The organism is Candidatus Omnitrophota bacterium (genome assembly GCA_040755155.1).
Classification (GTDB): Bacteria; Hinthialibacterota; Hinthialibacteria; order Hinthialibacterales; family Hinthialibacteraceae; genus JBFMBP01.
In genome coordinates, this window is the sequence record JBFMBP010000126.1 from 21,720 (window position 1) to 38,858 (window position 17,139).

At 50.7% G+C, this 17,139-nt stretch carries 9 protein-coding genes; 4 read left to right on the forward strand and 5 right to left on the reverse strand.

Annotation, left to right across the window (positions count from 1 at the left end; all coding sequences use genetic code 11):
• Positions 1 to 1,455, reverse strand: a complete 1,455-nt coding sequence (locus tag AB1656_18665) for a PKD domain-containing protein (protein ID MEW6237410.1) — start codon at positions 1,453 to 1,455, stop codon at positions 1 to 3.
• A gap of 247 nt (positions 1,456 to 1,702) precedes the next feature.
• Here AB1656_18665 and AB1656_18670 point away from each other — a divergent pair, with 247 nt between their 5' ends.
• Positions 1,703 to 3,067 carry a sugar porter family MFS transporter gene (locus AB1656_18670; protein MEW6237411.1) on the forward strand — a complete coding sequence of 455 codons (1,365 nt, stop codon included), beginning with the start codon at positions 1,703 to 1,705 and terminating at the stop codon, positions 3,065 to 3,067.
• 63 nt (positions 3,068 to 3,130) lie between these two features.
• On the opposite strand, the gene AB1656_18675 is transcribed toward AB1656_18670, so the two are convergent.
• Positions 3,131 to 5,749 (reverse strand): PEP/pyruvate-binding domain-containing protein, encoded by a 2,619-nt coding sequence (locus AB1656_18675; protein ID MEW6237412.1) that lies wholly within the window; start codon positions 5,747 to 5,749, stop codon positions 3,131 to 3,133.
• Between the two features lie 423 nt (positions 5,750 to 6,172).
• Positions 6,173 to 7,192 (reverse strand): NrpR regulatory domain-containing protein, encoded by a 1,020-nt coding sequence (locus AB1656_18680; GenBank protein ID MEW6237413.1) that lies wholly within the window; start codon positions 7,190 to 7,192, stop codon positions 6,173 to 6,175.
• A 480-nt stretch (positions 7,193 to 7,672) separates the two neighbouring features.
• On the opposite strand from AB1656_18680, the gene gdhA reads away from it, so the two are divergent.
• Positions 7,673 to 9,013 (forward strand): NADP-specific glutamate dehydrogenase, encoded by a 1,341-nt coding sequence (gene gdhA / locus AB1656_18685; GenBank protein MEW6237414.1) that lies wholly within the window; start codon positions 7,673 to 7,675, stop codon positions 9,011 to 9,013.
• A gap of 66 nt (positions 9,014 to 9,079) precedes the next feature.
• Here the strand turns inward: gdhA and AB1656_18690 are convergent, their stop codons facing one another.
• Entirely contained in the window at positions 9,080 to 11,470 is a 2,391-nt protein-coding gene (locus AB1656_18690) for a PDZ domain-containing protein (protein MEW6237415.1), read from the reverse strand.
• A 446-nt stretch (positions 11,471 to 11,916) separates the two neighbouring features.
• Between AB1656_18690 and AB1656_18695 the strand changes: the two genes are divergently transcribed.
• Both AB1656_18695 and AB1656_18700 read left to right on the forward strand, forming a co-directional pair.
• The gene (locus AB1656_18695) at positions 11,917 to 13,719 is read left to right on the forward strand and encodes a hypothetical protein (GenBank protein ID MEW6237416.1); all 1,803 of its coding nucleotides are present in this window, start codon (positions 11,917 to 11,919) and stop codon (positions 13,717 to 13,719) included.
• Positions 13,691 to 16,675 (forward strand): tetratricopeptide repeat protein, encoded by a 2,985-nt coding sequence (locus AB1656_18700; protein MEW6237417.1) that lies wholly within the window; start codon positions 13,691 to 13,693, stop codon positions 16,673 to 16,675. Before AB1656_18695 ends, AB1656_18700 begins: the two co-directional genes overlap by 29 nt.
• Positions 16,676 to 16,779: 104 nt before the next feature.
• On the opposite strand, the gene AB1656_18705 is transcribed toward AB1656_18700, so the two are convergent.
• On the reverse strand, positions 16,780 to 17,139 hold a 360-nt coding region (locus tag AB1656_18705; protein MEW6237418.1), incomplete at its 5' end, for a hypothetical protein.

Below are 17,139 nucleotides of genomic sequence, written 5' to 3' on the forward strand. Positions count from 1 at the left end.
TCATTTTTTTTCTTCCACCATCACCTTTAATTGCGCCGCCGCCGAGGTTCCGTTAGCCGAGTCGCGGCGTACGGTTACGATATATAATCCTGGTTTGTTATAATGATGCGAGATCGTGGCGAATTCGTCCTGCGAACAGGTCTCGCCCGATGTTCCATCTCCGAAATCCCATTGTTCTTTGCCGCCGTCCACGCGAAACGTGCGCGCTTTGAAATATACTACGCCGCCCGCCTTGATGCCGAAAGTCGGGTAGTAGGCGGCGTGGATGGAAGGCGGAAGATGCTCCAGCGCATCCGTCGCCGCCAGGACGTGTACGACCGCGAAGTCGGCGTCGATTTGGCCGCGATTGTCCTGGATTCGCAGAATCTCGGAATAGACTCCCGGCTTGTCGTACGTTTTTTCCGCGATGGGGCCTTGCGCCGTCGTCCCATCGTGAAATTGCCAATCGTAGGAGACGATCTCGCCGCCGTCGCAGATGGAGTTTGAACCATCCAACCGCACAACGTCGCCGGTTTTTACTAATTGATGCGGGCGGGCGACCGCCAAGAGCGAGCCGGGATGCTCGCGCAGGTAGGCTTCGACGATGAAGGGGTAACCGTTGATGAGACCTCTTTCATCGCCTTCGACGCCGTGGACGCCGAAATGAAGATGAGACCATCCGCCGGAGGCGCCCTCCTTGCCGAGGATGCCGATCCAATCGCCCATCTTCACTCTTTGGCCCACTTTGACATGCGGCAGAATTTTGGAAAAGTGGGAGTAGCGATAGAACCACCCGCGCCCATCGCGGATATAAACAACGTCGTAGCGGGGTTCGACGAAGGGATATAGCTCCTTCGTTATCCAAGGCGCGGCGTCCCCGGCGACGGAAACGATTTCGCCGTCCGTGGCGGCGACGATGGGAACCAGAAGATCGTAGCCGCCGAAATCCAAGGCGTAATGATAATAGATGTCCTTGCGGCGCGGGTCTTCTCCGCCATCAACGAAAGTGGGTTCGTTGGCCATCTGCGTTTCCGACGCGAACCAACGCTGCTTTACGGGATAACAAAATGTTCCCGGCTCCAAGAGTGACTGATCGGAGTCCCAGACTCGCAACCTCACGTCTTTGCCTGGCGCCAGGTCCCAGATTTCGGGACTGCCGGAATTATCCAAGTACCCTTTGGTTATGGGCGCATCCAGTTTTACGCCGTTGACGATTTTCGGCATGGAGTATTGCGCGACGGGAATCGTCTCCTGTACGCCGTCGACTTCGACGAGGACTTCCGCCTGGCGGACGGCGTTGCGGAATTCGTCGCGCGTTTCTTTATAGGAAACGACTTTGATCCGCTTTTCTGCGGGCGTCTTCCAATGATAAAAATAGATTTCGCCTACGGCCATATCGACGGTGAATGGCTTCGCGAATACGGACGTTGTTATTAACCCTGTCAGAATATAGAAACAAATCCATCTTGATTTCATATCTATTGTCTCCGTTCTTTGATTTAATCTTTTACGATGATGGCATTTTGGGGAACAGTGTCCGAAAGACGAACTGAATACGCGAACCTTGCCAGCGTTCCTAATTTTATACCATAAGCCCAGAAGCGAATAAATCTTATGGAGATGAAATCGATCGAAATCTTCTTCAAGGGAAAATCAATGCTCCGCTTTGCGGATAAGCGCGCCTATTGTATCTTGGGGAAAATTCGAGAAAGGATGAGCTGGCATGGTTTCCACAACGAACGAAAACGGAAGCGCGGTTTACGTCTATTTATTGGCCTCGGTGGCGGCGTTGGGGGGCTTGTTGTTCGGCTACGATACGGCGGTGATTTCCGGCGCCATCGGCTATTTGGAAAAACGGTTCGTCCTGAATGACGTTTGGAAAGGCTGGGCGGCTTCCAGCGCGCTGTTGGGCTGCATCGGCGGCGCCGCCATTGCGGGCGCCTTGAGCGACCGGCTGGGCCGCAAGGCGGCGCTGATGCTTTCCGCCATTTTGTTTTTGATCTCCGCCGTCTGGTCCGCGTATCCCCGCAATTTTTCGGAATTGATTATCGCCCGCATCATCGGCGGCGTCGGCGTGGGCATCGCTTCGATGTTGTCGCCGCTCTATATTTCGGAAGTTGCTCCGGCGGCGATCCGCGGGCGGTTGGTGTCGCTCAACCAATTCGCCATCATCAGCGGGATGCTCGTTGTCTATTTCGTCAACGCCCGCATCGCCGGATGGGTGGACGAAACCTGGAATATTGCGTACGGATGGCGTTGGATGTTCGGTTCGGAAATTTTGCCTGCTTGCTTGTTTCTCTTCCTCCTTTTTTTCGTGCCGGAAAGTCCGCGTTGGCTGCTGAAACAGGGAAGGGAAGGCCGCGCCCAGGATATTCTTTCCCGCGTCGGCGGACGAAGCCGGGCGCAGAAAGAGATCGCCGAGATCAAGGACGCCATCGCCCACGAGGGCGGCTCCATCCTGCAATTGTTGCAGCCGGGTTTGCGCGTCGCCCTGGCGATCGGCGTCTGTCTCGCCATTTTGCAGCAGATTACGGGAATCAATATAGTGATCTATTACGCGCCGGAAATATTCAAGAGTGCGGGACTGGCTTCGACCGACGCCTTGAACGATACCGTATTGGTTGGGATCACCAACATCGTCTTTACGCTCGTCGCGATATGGATCGTGGATAAAGCGGGAAGAAAACCCTTGCTTTTGATCGCGGCGGCGGGCATGGGAGTCGCATTAACGCTGCTGGGAGGAGCATTTATCTACCAGAAATTCGAAGGGCCGTGGGTGCTGATGTTCGTCTTGGCCTACGTCGGCTCTTTTTCCGTAGCGATGGGACCGGTCGTATGGGTGGTTATGGCGGAGATTTTTCCCACGAAGATCCGCGGGCGCGCTATGTCCATCGCCACGGTTTGCCTGTGGATCGCCAATTTCGGCGTTACGCAGTTTTTCCCCGTAATGAACCGGATTCTGGGAGGCGCCGTATTCTTCGTCTACGCCGCCATGTGCGCCATAGCGTTTATCTTCATCCTGACGTTTCTGCCGGAAACGAAGGGCAAGACTTTGGAAGAGATCGAGCGGCAATTTACGATCTCATGAACAATCGAGAATTTGTCAATATTCGATGAATCGGAACATGCCTTATCGTTTCTATCGTTAAGTCTACTCTGGCTCGAAATAGCAGACGACCTTTTGCGTGAAGGTATTGGCGTATAAACGCAGATCGCCATGATTCTCCGTTTCGTCGAGATCGATCAGCTTCACGGCTTCGGCGTAGGGTTCCGAACTGGGGACGATATCGGTTAGCCGGTTCGGCGCCGCGAGGAGATACGCGCGGTTCAAGAAATTTTCCTCTTTCTCCGGGAAGAGGGCGAAGTATAAAATTTCCATTTCCACCAGACTGCTGAAAAAATGGGTGCCTAGCGAGATGTCTGGAGTGAGGTCTTCCCTCATGGCGTTAATTTCGCAAAGTATAGAAACGGAATCGATTTCCGAAAAGGAGACGGGGATGCCGAGGGATGGCGTCGTCGTGCCCCAGCGTCCCGGACCAATCAATATCGTTATTTTCGGCGCTTCCCCTTCCTTCGGCCGCGTCGTTTTTCCGATCAACCGGGCGATGGAATAGCGTTCGTTGATGGGCAATCGGCCATAGGCGTCAGGATCGACGTAGACGATGCGATTAATGACGTCGGCGCGGCTTTCGCCGATGACTGCGCCTTGGGCTTCGATTACCACGTTTCGCCGGGACAATCCGGCGGGCGGCTCCTTAATCGCGCCGCCTCCCTTGAATTGAAAAGGGCGGCATTGAAGAAGATTGATCTTATAGGAATCAGGTCGAATAAAATTAACCGTGAATTCTATGTCTACGGGATGCAAGTAGGCTTCCGCCAGTGTTTTCAACATTTCGCGCATATCGTTGAGGAAGGCCTCGTGATCGAGCAAGCGCTGGAAGGATAGAAGCCAGGTCCATGTCTCCTTCTTGCCCATTTCACGGGAGAATTTCAATAAATCCTCATCCGGAATAGCGAAAAACTCGCGCATCAAACCTGGACTTTGCTCAACGGCCTCGGAGAAGAGTACCGAAGTCAGTTGATTGGTTTTCAAATTCAAAACATCTACTTTCCGTTGGGAATAGCGGCGGATTTCATCCTGGCCGGTTTCCGGGCGGCGGTCGGGAGCGTTTAAAGCGACGAGTCGGGCGTAATCGTCGTTATTGCGCGTCACGGCGCGGCTGCCTAGTCCAAAAACGAGGCGAAGCGCGCCAGCTTCCGGTTTGATGATCTCGCTCCAAGCGTAAGGATTATAGGACAATCCTACGCCGGCGATTTGGGGATAGAATAGATCGCCGTAACGCGCGCCGGAAACCCGCTGCACCAAGAGCGCCATTTGCTCATCCTGCTCCAGGTTGCCGCGCCGGGCGCGATAGGAAATCACTTCCATGCCCATGCTGCTGGCGTAAATGGTTTTCACGGCCTGAACGAACCGTTCGAGACGCTCCGCCCGCGAACCCTGATTGGCGCAGAAAACGCTCTCGTATTTCCCCGCGAACATATTGCCGTAGGAATCTTCCAACAAACTGCTGGAACGCACGATGATGGGAGACTGCCCATAATAATCGAGCATATTCTCGAACCGTTTAATGATGTAATCCGGAAAATGGCCTTGCAGGATGCGGCGTTGGGCTTCCTCGGCGCCGTCAAGATAAGCGGAGGGATCCTTTTGCTTCTTGCGCGCCCACCAGCAATCGTTTAAAACGAGATAGGTATAAAACACTTCCGAGGCGATGTAAAAAGAGTCGTGGGCTTCGAGAATTTTCTCCCATCGGGGAGATTTCATTTTCATGATTTGTCGGGAGATAAGCATTCCCACCGATTTGCCGCCGATGTAGCCGGTTCCGATCATCCGCTTGCGAATGCGCAAGAGATCGCCCAAGTTCAAGTATTGCTCCGCCAGCCGCAGGATTTTTTCCTCACGCGATATCGCCATGCGCAGCAGACGCTGGAAAATCGGCGCGACTTTGTCCGAAGAACATTCTCCACGCTTATATTCCTCCCATACTTCTTCCGCATGGAGAAATTCCCGGTTCCATACTCCTACCTGATAACTGGCCGATTCCAAACCGGTCCAGGGAACGGAAGTCAACACTTCGGCGACCACGGCGCTATGAGTAACGGGAAGGAATTGATCCCCCCGCCAGATATGAAGCATGTGGATCGTGGGCGAATAACGTTGAAACACTTTTTGCGGGTGGATATAGAACTCGCCATGATAACGATAAACATCGATAAAGATCTGCGTCGTTTCGGCGATGGGAGCGGCGGCGTGGAAAGAATGATAGTTGCGTAGGACGGCGAAATAGGCGACCGCGCCTTGCTTCAATAGATAAGGACATGTAAGCATAAAGAAATTGCCCACCATGCGATCGCTGTAACATTCCAAAGCCAGCGCCGAAAGCGAATCAAAAACATAAAAACCGCCGCGCCCGTTTCGTTCGATAACATCGTGAACTTTGGTGATGAACAGTTCGAAGCCATCGGATGGAGCCACATAATGAATCTCTGCTCCAGCGTCTTCTGGGATCAACGCTTTGTGACTGGCAAAGCGAAAATAAACGACTTTACGCCCTTGAGCTAGGGCATGGCGGTAGAACGGGTCTACGAACGCCTGGTAATTCTCGACGCCGTCCACTTTCCAGACAATATTGTCTCCCGCAATGATTCCTTGTAGGACGTTGTCTAAACCCGGCAAGCCGGTGCTCAGGGATGAATCCGCTGAATTCATAAGCTAATCCTTGATTGTCCGATATCGTTTATCCTAAATTATAAAATTATAACAAATACGCCGCTATTCTTCTTATAATTCAATTTACCCAGTCAATGATCTTTATCTTGCGGCGTTGGTATTTCAACACCGATTAGAAGAACCATTCATAAGAACAGGAAGGGTCTAATTTTTTTTGCGTTATTGAATCACGAAACCACGAATAGGCTCGAATTCCACGAAATTTTCGAATCACGGATATCACAGATTCTTTTGGATTCCACGGAAAAAAGCATTTCACGATGCGATACCATGCGACAACTTTTTTCCTTTTTTTCGTGTTATTCTTTTTCGTTTCGTGTTTTCGCGATTCGAAACGGCGATTCTAATTGACTTCTTTAACTTTTTAATCCCGGGTAACATGGACTATAAGATAGGCCAATGTCAAAATTCTTCTTGTTCGATTAAATGAGGCAACTCTTTGTAGTGGATCATTTTTTCGAAATCGATCAAGGAAGCGAGAGCATAATTCGCCGTAGGGATGCCCGCTTCCTCAACGGCGGCGAGAGGATTAAGTCCGCCGGTTACGATCAAGCCCATACGGCCTTCCTCGATAGGAAAATCGAGCAAGGACTGGTGAGGCTTGCCTAAAAAAAGCCCTCCCCCCAATCCCAAATCGTCCAACTGGCGGCGCAGTTTTTCCAACTTTTTGAAGGCGGGAGAAGGAACTTCGCGCATACTGGCCCCGATGCGGCCATGGCCGGTGCGGGCCGCTTCGCGGACGCTGGTCAGTTTGCCCTTAATAAAGATTTCCAAGGGATCGAGAGAGGTTCCATTGTAATAAATCAAGTCGGTAAACCGGAAAGGACGGCCTTCATTGATCTCCAATACGCCGCCAAAGACGGAAGTCATGGGGATGCGGGCGGCGAGAAACAAGCCATTGATGGTAACGCTGCACATGGTGCCGACGCCGACTTTGCCGGGCGGAATATAAAAGCCGCCCAATTGCTCGCCCGCCCTCGCCAGGACGATATAATCACCCATGCCCAGTTTTGCTCTAAAAACCGGCATCATTTCCCTAGCGGCGCTGACCAGATGCGTCCGGTCGATAATGGTAACATTCACGACGACAAGACCGTTGCGGGAGGCGGGATTGAAGGTCATCTGACAGGCTAGGGCATCCATCTTGCCCGCCATGAATCCCACCCGCTCATTGACCATCGCGTCGTGGATTTCCTCGAGTCCCTGCGGGGTGATGGCGCGGCCTCCATCCCGTCCGCGTCTTGTGGAAGTAACGACGCCTTCTTTTTCCATTTCCTGGAGGTAAAGACGGATCGTGCGTCCGCAAAGATCGAAGCCGTAATTCTTCATCTCTTCGGCGATGGCGGCGCTGCCGATGGGTTCTTTGGCATCGCGCAGAATCCGCAAAATCATCATTTTTTGTTTTTGATTAAAGTCTTTCAAAGCAGGCATCCTCAATTCATTTAATTGGTCAATATTACCATAAAAAAAAATATAATTCAAGTTTAAATGGAAATAAAACAATATTTTATCGAATATTACGAAACCTTATTCACCGAATTTATACTTTTTTTCCATTTAATGATCTTGCCTCCCATTTCACCCATCCGAAAAATTCCTTCACAGCGCCCCTATGGCTCTCCATTGGACTTCCACAATATAATATGCTCAAATATATTAATTTAACAATATATTATCCAAATGAATATTTCATTTAAAAAGATTTTTTCTTTTTTTCGTTTTATTGCCTTGACAGTATTCTATTTCTTGCTTAATATTGGAAATATAATTCCATTATAAAATGGTTTTATAATACCATTAAAACCATACAATGCCGATTAAACAAACCATATATGGCTTGTTATTGTAAGAAATCTTAACCATGTTCCGCGCCGGGTGCGGAAAGAAAAAGGAGAGAGGCTCATGTCATACGTCAACGATGTCTTGAATTTGGTCGTAAAACGAAACCCCGCCGAACCGGAGTTTCACCAAGCGGTCAAAGAAGTGCTCGAATCGCTGGAACCGGTTGTCAATCGCCATCCGAAATATCAGCAAAACCGCATTCTGGAGCGCATCACCGAACCGGAGCGGGTGTTAATGTTTCGCGTTCCCTGGTTTGACGATAACGGCCAGGTGCAAGTCAACCGCGGATTCCGCATCGAATTCAACAGCGCCATCGGTCCCTATAAGGGCGGCTTGCGCTTCCATCCCACCGTCTATCTCGGCATTCTGAAATTCCTGGGCTTCGAGCAGGTGTTCAAAAACTCACTCACCACTCTTTCCATGGGCGGCGGCAAGGGCGGCTCCGATTTCGATCCCAAAGGGCGCTCCGACAACGAAGTGATGCGCTTCTGCCAATCCTTCATGTCGGAATTGTTCCGCCATATCGGCGCGGCGACGGATGTTCCCGCGGGCGACATCGGCGTGGGCGGACGCGAGATCGGCTTCCTGTTTGGTCAATACAAACGTCTGCGCAACGAGTTCACCGGCGTATTGACGGGCAAGGCGTTGAATTGGGGCGGCTCTCTGATTCGTCCCGAAGCCACCGGCTACGGCGCGACGTATTTCGCCCAGGAAATGCTGGCGACGCGCAACGATTCGCTGAAGGGGAAGGTTTGCGCCGTTTCCGGTTCGGGCAACGTGGCGCAATACACGGTGGAAAAAGTTAACGAACTGGGCGGCAAAGTGGTCTCTCTGTCGGATTCGAACGGAACCGTCTACGATCCAGACGGCGTTGACGCCGAGAAACTAGCGTTCGTTATGGAATTGAAAAACGTGCGTCGTGGCCGCATTAAGGAATACGCCGACAAATATCCCAAAGCCCAGTACAAAGACGGCGAGCGGCCTTGGGGCATCCCCTGCCAGTGCGCCTTCCCCAGCGCCACGCAAAACGAAGTCGGCGCCGAAGACGCGAAGACGTTGGTGAAAAACGGCTGCTTCGTTATCAGCGAAGGGGCCAACATGCCCTCCGAACCCGGCGCGATCGATGTATTCCTGGAAAACAAAGTACTGTATGGCCCAGGCAAAGCGGCCAATGCGGGCGGCGTAGCCGTCTCCGGCTTGGAAATGGCTCAGAACTCACAATTCATGTCCTGGACGCGGGAAGAAGTCGATTCAAAGCTGCAAAACATCATGAAAACGATTCACGCCAACGCCTTCAATACGGCGCAAGAATACGGCTGCTCCGGCAACTACGTCGTGGGCGCCAACATCACGGGCTTCGTCAAAGTAGCGGATGCAATGATTGATCAGGGCTTAGTGTAATTGGAATCGATTGGATAATCGTTCTATCAAGGAAAGGGGCGGTTCCTTATAGGCCGCCCCTTTTGCTTAATACCCCTTGATTTCAATATCCGCATATTCTACGTAGGAATTATACGTTCCAACTCCAAAATGGCCTTTAAGCGGCTGTTGGACATTCAACGACCATTCTTTATTCCCATTAATATATCCTTCCGCCAGGTTCCGGCTCGAATCCAACACGAACCAAATATCATACCATTTGCCGAACTGGAGATCGAAATTCAATATCGTATTACCCATAGATACACTATAGTAAGTTTTCGGTTTCAAACCCTTACAATATTTGCAGCTGATCCGATGAATATTCGAACCGCAGATATCCCAAACATAATAGCTGTCAGGAGAAGAGAAGCCAAAGACGATGTGGAATCCTAAGTAGCCATTGGAGCGGGCGCGCAACCTCATTTCCCCTTTTTCGATTATCGGAGCAAAAAGGAGAATAGATTGTTGCACTCCGGAATCGGTCTGGCGGATCGTTCCCGCCTCCATTTCCCAGGCGTTTCCGCTCAAAGCCATGACTTGTTCGGGAGTTTGAATGAGTTCCAACCCTTTAAGGCATTGCGTAGACCAACTCTTATTCTCGGAAATATTGGATTCGAGGTCTTTTGGGATAACTGAAACCATCTTACCGTCGATCCAGGTCATGAGCGCAGGTTTAACCGTAGTTTCTTTGGATTCGTTCTCTCCATCCATCCTGAAAGTAAAAATCGTTTCGCTATCTTTTTTCTGCTGAATGAACGCCATAACGTCATTGAGGTTTTTGAGATCGGCTCCAATACCGATTTTGCGGCGATCCAACGCCGTAATGACATCTCCCGGCTTCAATCCCGCTTGAAGAGCTGGAGATTCGGGATCGACTGCCGTGATTGTCAGGCCGGGAGGATCTTCCTTGCGCAAAATCATGCGTAAACCAAGACTATACGTCTGGGAAGGAGTCCACTGGGTAAGAATCCGCGATGCGTCGAACGACTCTACAACCAAGCGAGTACCGCCGGATTTTTGCAGATCGTTTACCCAGTCGGAGCGGCTTTCCCAGATTTCTCCCGTCCAGCCCAGGTTGATGACATGATCGTTATCCAGAACGCCGGAAGCGCGGACGATGGGAACGTATTCGCCGTAGATTTTACGTAATGCGTAATGATATTCCCGCTTCGTCGCCATCGGCGAAGCTTGCTCGTTGGAAAGTTGGTACTCGAACGGCTCGTTCGTCGCCGGACAGAGTAAAAGCGAATAATCGGATAGGAAATTGGGAAACAAGTCTTCCAGACGGTATGGATCCTTTTGCTTTTCTTTCCAGTATTTATCCAAAGCGCAGGCGATTTCCAGCAAATTTTTCCGCGTCTTGGCGTCAGGGTCGTCCAGCGTATGTCCGCGAAAATATTCCCCTTCCCATATTTGGCCGCTGAAATATATTTCGCCCCCATAACTAAGGTTGAGCGAGCGGGTGTAATTGCTGATATAACGTACGACGGGAACCTTGTCGCCATATTCCACGAGTTGCTCCGTTTTCCTTTGGCGCATCGTCAGGCTTTCGAAAAGGATTCCAGGATTGAATTCATAAAGGAAATCGCATGTCATTTTAGGAGCGCATACCGGTATAAAGAATTCGCTTGGTCCCATGCCGCTCGTTTCCCGCAAGAGCGATTCGTCCTGCAGATAGGCGGGATATAAATCCGATAGCCATTGGGGCAATTGGCCGTCATGATCTTTTTTGAAGCGCGTTAGGGCGATGCTGATTCTCCGGAATTTCTTCTTGATTTCCTCCATATCCTCCCGTTCTTTCGGCGTCCCCAAACGGTCATAGAGAAATTTACGGGAAACATCGTTTTCGGCGGCGCTTGTCTCCGTTTTCCGATTTTGAATGCTTGCGAATCCCTTTTTGATTGGCGTCATCGGCTTTTCGATTTCATCGAGGGAAACGCCTAAAACCTCCGCAACTTTCGAATGCGCTTCGTCTCCGTAAAGATTCAATGCCAAGACTTTGCCTTCTTTATCGACGAGTAAATTGCAGGGCGTCTTTTCTATGCCAAACAATTTCGTAGGGCGATTCTCGCCCAAATCGGAATTCATCATCATCAGCCAGGGGATATGCCATGCGGCGCCGAAATCGAGCGCGTCATATTTCGAAATGTCGAGACAAACGCTCAACATCTCCAATCCCTTGCTTTCTAAACGCTTGAATAGGACGAGAGCGTCTTTCGCCAGATCGTCGGTTTTGGCCTGGCCGCACGTCCAAAAGGAGATGAGAAGAACCTTGCCCTTCAATGGCCGAAACGAAGCTTTGGTTCCCTCAATGCTGACGAACGAAACATCCGGCAACGTATTTCCCAATTCGGGAGGACTTTGTAAAGCGACTAAAGCGGGAAGAAAAATAAATAGCGTAAATATTCCTAAAAGATAATGGATGCGGCGATACATAAGGCTCCCCCATGAGCGATTTTGTATTACAAAGCTGGCATTCCGCTTGAAACCTGTTTTAAATATTCGTTCCATCAATACGATAACGTTTCAATTTCGCCGTCGAATCGTTTCCGGCAAAGCGGCGGCTCGATTCGCATACTTTAACATAGTATCGCGAAATTTTGCATCTGCACGCATTCAATTGGCTTTCGATCTTGCGAGCTCGAAATTAAGTAAATAGATGAAAGCCATGTATGAATAAAGGGTGGACGTAAGATTGTTATTGTCCCTATGCGATGTCTTTTCAAGCGTCGAAGTTGACAAGCGGCGGCCTTCCATGAAACAATCGTTGGCGAATAAAATCGCCAAATTCCTATTCTTTTGGAAATTGGATTAAATTGGTTTCAAGAGTCGGCGCGATGCGGTTTTTTGTTGTGCGGAAGAACATTTTTGGATTGGGTCTGTTGGCAATTATAGTCCTGGCAGGCGCTGCGTTATCGATATCCAATTATCGAAGAAACAATGCCGAAAAATGGTTTGAAGGTCCGGTTCGAATTTGTCCCCGCGAAACGCCTCTCTTTTACGAACCCGCCCATTATCGCCTGCTGGGAGCATCTTCGCGTGAAGAAATCTCAGCCAAAGATATAGAGCCAAACGGCGCGGCGAATCTAAACACGAAGGCGGAATCCGATGAGATTCCTTGGGTGGATGGAGAAGGCCGGGATGAAGTCCAGGCTACGATCCATGAGAAAAACCAGCGAGAAGACCCCCATTTAACTCGTTTGCGATACGATTCCTGCTATAAGGAACGCAAGCCTTTCCGCACTCTCCAACTGATTGCGCCCGAAGACGGTTCTCTCTTTCCTTCCAACATATGTCCGCCGTATGTCGAATGGGAAGACCCTCATAACCAATGCTGGCAGGTTTGCGTTCAAGTGGAAGGCGACAACCGTTCCTATGCTTTCGTTACGCAGGAGAGGCGATGGCGGTTTCCCGAATCGTTGTGGAACGATTTAAAAAAGAACGCCGTCGAAAAATCGATTCGCCTTCAAATCAAAGCCGTCCGGCTGGACGAATCGGGGCGAAGGATAGGCGATATTCAGGCCACGGAACCTATCTCAATCCGCATTTCGCGCGATCCCGCCGATCCTTATATTATGTACCGCTTGGTGGTTCCGCCGTTCAACACATTCAAAACTCCCGAAATCTATTTGCGGGATATCCGGCAAGATGAACCGAAATTATATCTCTCCACTCGTCGGGAATATTGTTTGAATTGCCATAACTTTTCTTCGAAAAAGGGATCGAGCGGCAAAATGGCGATTCAAGTGCGCAGCCTGGTTAAAAACGTCAACAATCTTCCCACCTATCTGGCTATATACGATTTCGATAAGAGAGAAGGCTTCAAAATCAAACTACCTTTCGAAATTCAAATGACCACGTTTACGGCCTGGGCGCCCGATGGGCAAAAAATCGCTTATTCCGCCAATCAGAAACTGGTGGCGCTCAAACCCCTCGTTTACGAGACGCAACTAGCCGCTATCGCGACGTCGGATATTGCTATTTACGATGTGGATCGAAACGATACTTACCTGGTTCCAGGCGCTTGCGATCCGAATCTTTTGGAAATTTACCCGCAATGGACTCTGGACGGGAAGCGTTTGATTTTTTCCCGCAGCCCGTTAGGAGCGCATCCGGCGCAGATTCTATACGATTTGTATTATGTGGACTTGGACGCTTCGCCGCCGCAGCCCAAACCGGTTCCCGGCGCGTCCGGCAATGGGCATTCCAATGTCTTCTCCCATTATTCGCCCGACGGCCAATGGTTTTCGTTCTGTCAATCCAGCGGCGGCGATCTTATCCGCGCTTCAAGCGATCTCTATCTTCTGCCCGGCGATTGGAACGGTCCTGCTCGCCGCTTGGAATGCAATGTGGATTATGCGACGGATTCCTGGCATAGTTGGAGTTCCAACAGCCGCTGGATCGTCTTCTCCTCCAAACGCGAGGGTGGAGTGTACGCCTATTTATATTTCACGCACATTGACGAGCAGGGACGCGCCTCTCCAGCGGTAGCGCTCCCAATGACGGAACGTCCCATAGCCAGTTTCAATATTCCGGAATTCATCGAGGAACCGCCGCCTGTGGATGGGGACGCCATTTTCGACGCCATCCGGGTGGAGGCCTTGCCGCGCATTGCGCAGTTGCGAACCGTTACTGGCGAACCTACGAATCAATCTTATGGCCAAGAAGAACAAAAAAGCGAATAACGATTCTCTACCAGCCGCGCCGGGGCGGACGAGAATCGCCTACGTCAGCGAAGCGATGCGGCGCTATCCGTGGGCGTGGGCTTGGCCTTTGATCGCTTTAATTACCCTTTTCGTTTATAGTCCGTTTTATTCCGCAACGCTTTTTATTAGCCATGAGAATAGTATTCTGCGTTTGCCGCTTCTTTCTCACGCTCGAAATATCCCGCAAATATTCAGCCGCGATTTTCTGCTTTATACTGATGGGCAATATCGGCCTCTCTCTTACGCCGTGATCGCCTTGGCGCGAACTTGGGTTGCAGCGGATTGGACGATTTTTTGGAATCTATGGATGGCTGGTTTTCATATCGTCAACGCCTGTTTGCTTTTTTCCATCCTGCGTTGGTATACGCCGAAGATTTCAACGGCGCTGATAACGGCGCTCGTTTTCGCCTTGCATCCGCTGAGCGCGGAAACTGTCGACAACATCAATCATTATCCTATTCTCTTGTCGTTGACTTTGATCCTTTCCTCCTTGCGATGCTATCTCGCCTATTCGAATACGAAAAAGCGGGGATGGTTCGCCGCCGCGCTGGCTTTTTATCTTCCTGCGCTCTTTTGCGCACGTCCGGCGTTTACGTTGGGATTTATTTTGTTAATCAATGAATTATTTATCCTTCCATCGGCGGGCAAAAAACGCTTGTATCGGATCGCCCCTTTTTGTCTGCTTCCACTTCTTCTCTCTCCGGCCTGGTTGACGTTAAACCCGCATCCTTTGCATTACCGGTATATCCCCCTTGAGGGGAGTTCGTTATGGGACGGCCTTTTCACCGTTATCGGCGGGACTGGCGTCTATCTTCGCGGATTGTTATTGTCTTCCGGTATTCCCGGTTTTCTTCATGAAACCGTCGAGAAAGTATTTTCCTGGCGGCATCCGTTATTGATTTTTTGGGGAATATTCCATATCGCGGCGCTGTCCGCGATTCTGTGGTTGCTGAAGCGCCGTTCGTTGGCGGCGTTCGGCCTTTCGATCATGTATATCGGATTATTGCCTTACGCCTCCGTCGCCTATAACCGGGTAACGGATTATATCGCCTGGAGTTATTTTTACCTTCCTTTAGTTGGATGGTCCATCATGATCGGGGGGCTATTCGGCGCTTTGTTCAACCGGAAAAGGAAAGAGATCGCCGCGGCGGGACAAATCGCGATGCTGGCGTTGGTTGTTGTATGGAGCGGGTGGAGTTTACATATCAACTCGCTAACCCGCCATCCCATCGAATATTGGAATCGAATTTTCGAAAAGGACTCCCGATGCAAATCGGTGTTGATCGAATTGGGACAATCGCTATTGGCGAAGAATAATCTCTCTTCCGCTCTGCACGATCTCTTTTCGCCTTACGTCGAAGATGTCAGAGAACCTTGCCTTCTTATGGCTCGTTATTATAACGCCGTCGGCGAACGGCTCGCCGCCGCCATTCATCTTCGTTTTTGCATCGGCATGAAAAGCGCGGGCCTCGTGTTCGGCAGGGAAAGCATGGCGGCCGCCGACCTTCTGCTTTCCGCCGGAGCTTTAGATCATGCGGAAGATCATCTAGGGAAAGTGTTGATGGTCGATCCCGCCAACGCCTCCGCGATGGTTCGCTTGGCGAAAATTTGGCTATTGAAAGGCCGCGTAATGGAAGCCAAGCAATTGGCGCGGCAAATCGCAAACCTTGCCCCCGATTTCGAGGAAGGATTGCGCTTGGATCAAGAGATTCGCCAATTCGAACAGAAAAATCAAGACAAAACCATGATGTATATGATTAATGCGCCGTCTCCCGATTGGCTGAATTACGTTCTGGATCAGGAACGCTCTCCCAGCTTGCGCCGCGAGATTATCTCCTTGAGCCAACGCGCCGATCCCAATGACGCCATCATTTGCATGGAAGCCGTCATCGCCTTGCTGGAAAATGAAGATTACGCCGAGGCGGCCAAGAAGGCGAAATTAATCGCACAATCGTTGCCCAATTACCCGATGGCTTTGGCTGTAGCCTGCGCCGCTTTGGCGGCGGGAGGCGAGAGTAAGGAAGCGATTCCTTACGGCTATCGCGCCGTCTCGCTGTCGAATCGAAAACCCTTCGCCTGGCAATCGCTGGCGATGGCTTATGCTCTTAAGGGAGAATTGGACGAAAGCGACCAGCCTTTTATCCAAGCCATCGAAAGCGATCCGTCGCTCGCTTCCCAATTCTACTACAATCTTGGCCTGCAAAAACAAAAAGAAGGAAAAATCGCCGAAGCCATCGCTTCGCTGGAGAAATCCGTTAAAGCCTCTCCCAATAATCTGCAAGCTCAACAAGCGTTGGGAAAGGCGTCCTTATACGCCCAAAATTCCAGCGGCGCCATCGAGAAACTGCTGTTATCCTTGAAAACGAAGCCCGACGACGCGTCTACCCTTGCCGATTTGGGCCGCGCTTACATGAAAGAGAATCAAATTGAGAACGGCGTTCGCTCCTTCCAGACCGCCGTGAAGATCGAACCGGAAAATGCGCTCTACCATTATTATTTAGGTTCCGCGTACAATCGGAACCAACAAAAAAAAGAAGCGCTGCATGAATTCCGCATCGCCGTCCAATTGAAGCCGGACGACGTCGAAGTTCGCTTCGCCTTGGCCAATACGCTTTTCGCCGCCCAAGAATACTCGGAAGCGAGCGAGCACTATCGAATCGTCGTTCGCCAAAAGCCGGATTACCCTTACGTCCACGCCAATTTGGGAACGATTTTCCAAACGCAAAACAAACTGGACGAAGCGATCCAGGAATATCGGGAAGAAATCCGTTATTACCCGAAATTCGCCGACATCTACAACCGGATTATCCGAATTTGTCTACAAAAAGGCGACCGTCCAAATGCACTTGAAACGGAACGGCAAGCTAAAGAACTTGGACTCGAACTCAGTCAGGATATCATAGCGAAACTGCATGAAACTGCGGCGAAAGAATAGGGCGCAACGAGCTGTTCTATCAATAGAACGCATCATTCATTCAAATCAAAAGGGGAGAATTCGCGGCGATAGCGATTTCTCCCCTTTCCTTTATGATCCTATTTTCATTTTCCTGCTGATATCTTGATGAATTTCACTTCATTGGGGCGAAATTCCGTTTTGTTGATTCGTCTTTTTACTGGTTCTTCCAATACATTCACTTCATCGATCCGGCGGATGGAGGCGCGGCTGTCTTTAAAATCCAGCGCCGCCTTTTCGCCTTCCAATTCCCGCAATTGCAGGACGATTCCCTTGCCGTAGCGGGCGGGATGAGCGTCGACGAGCAGAAGGTTGGGAACGTCGAGATTCAACGCAGAAAAGGCGAGCGCTTTGTTCTGGTTGGGAGAAGGAGAGGACGGCAGCACGCGGGAAGCCAACGGAACGCGGGCGCCCCAGCCGAAGCGGGAAGCGGCGGCGTTGCGGCT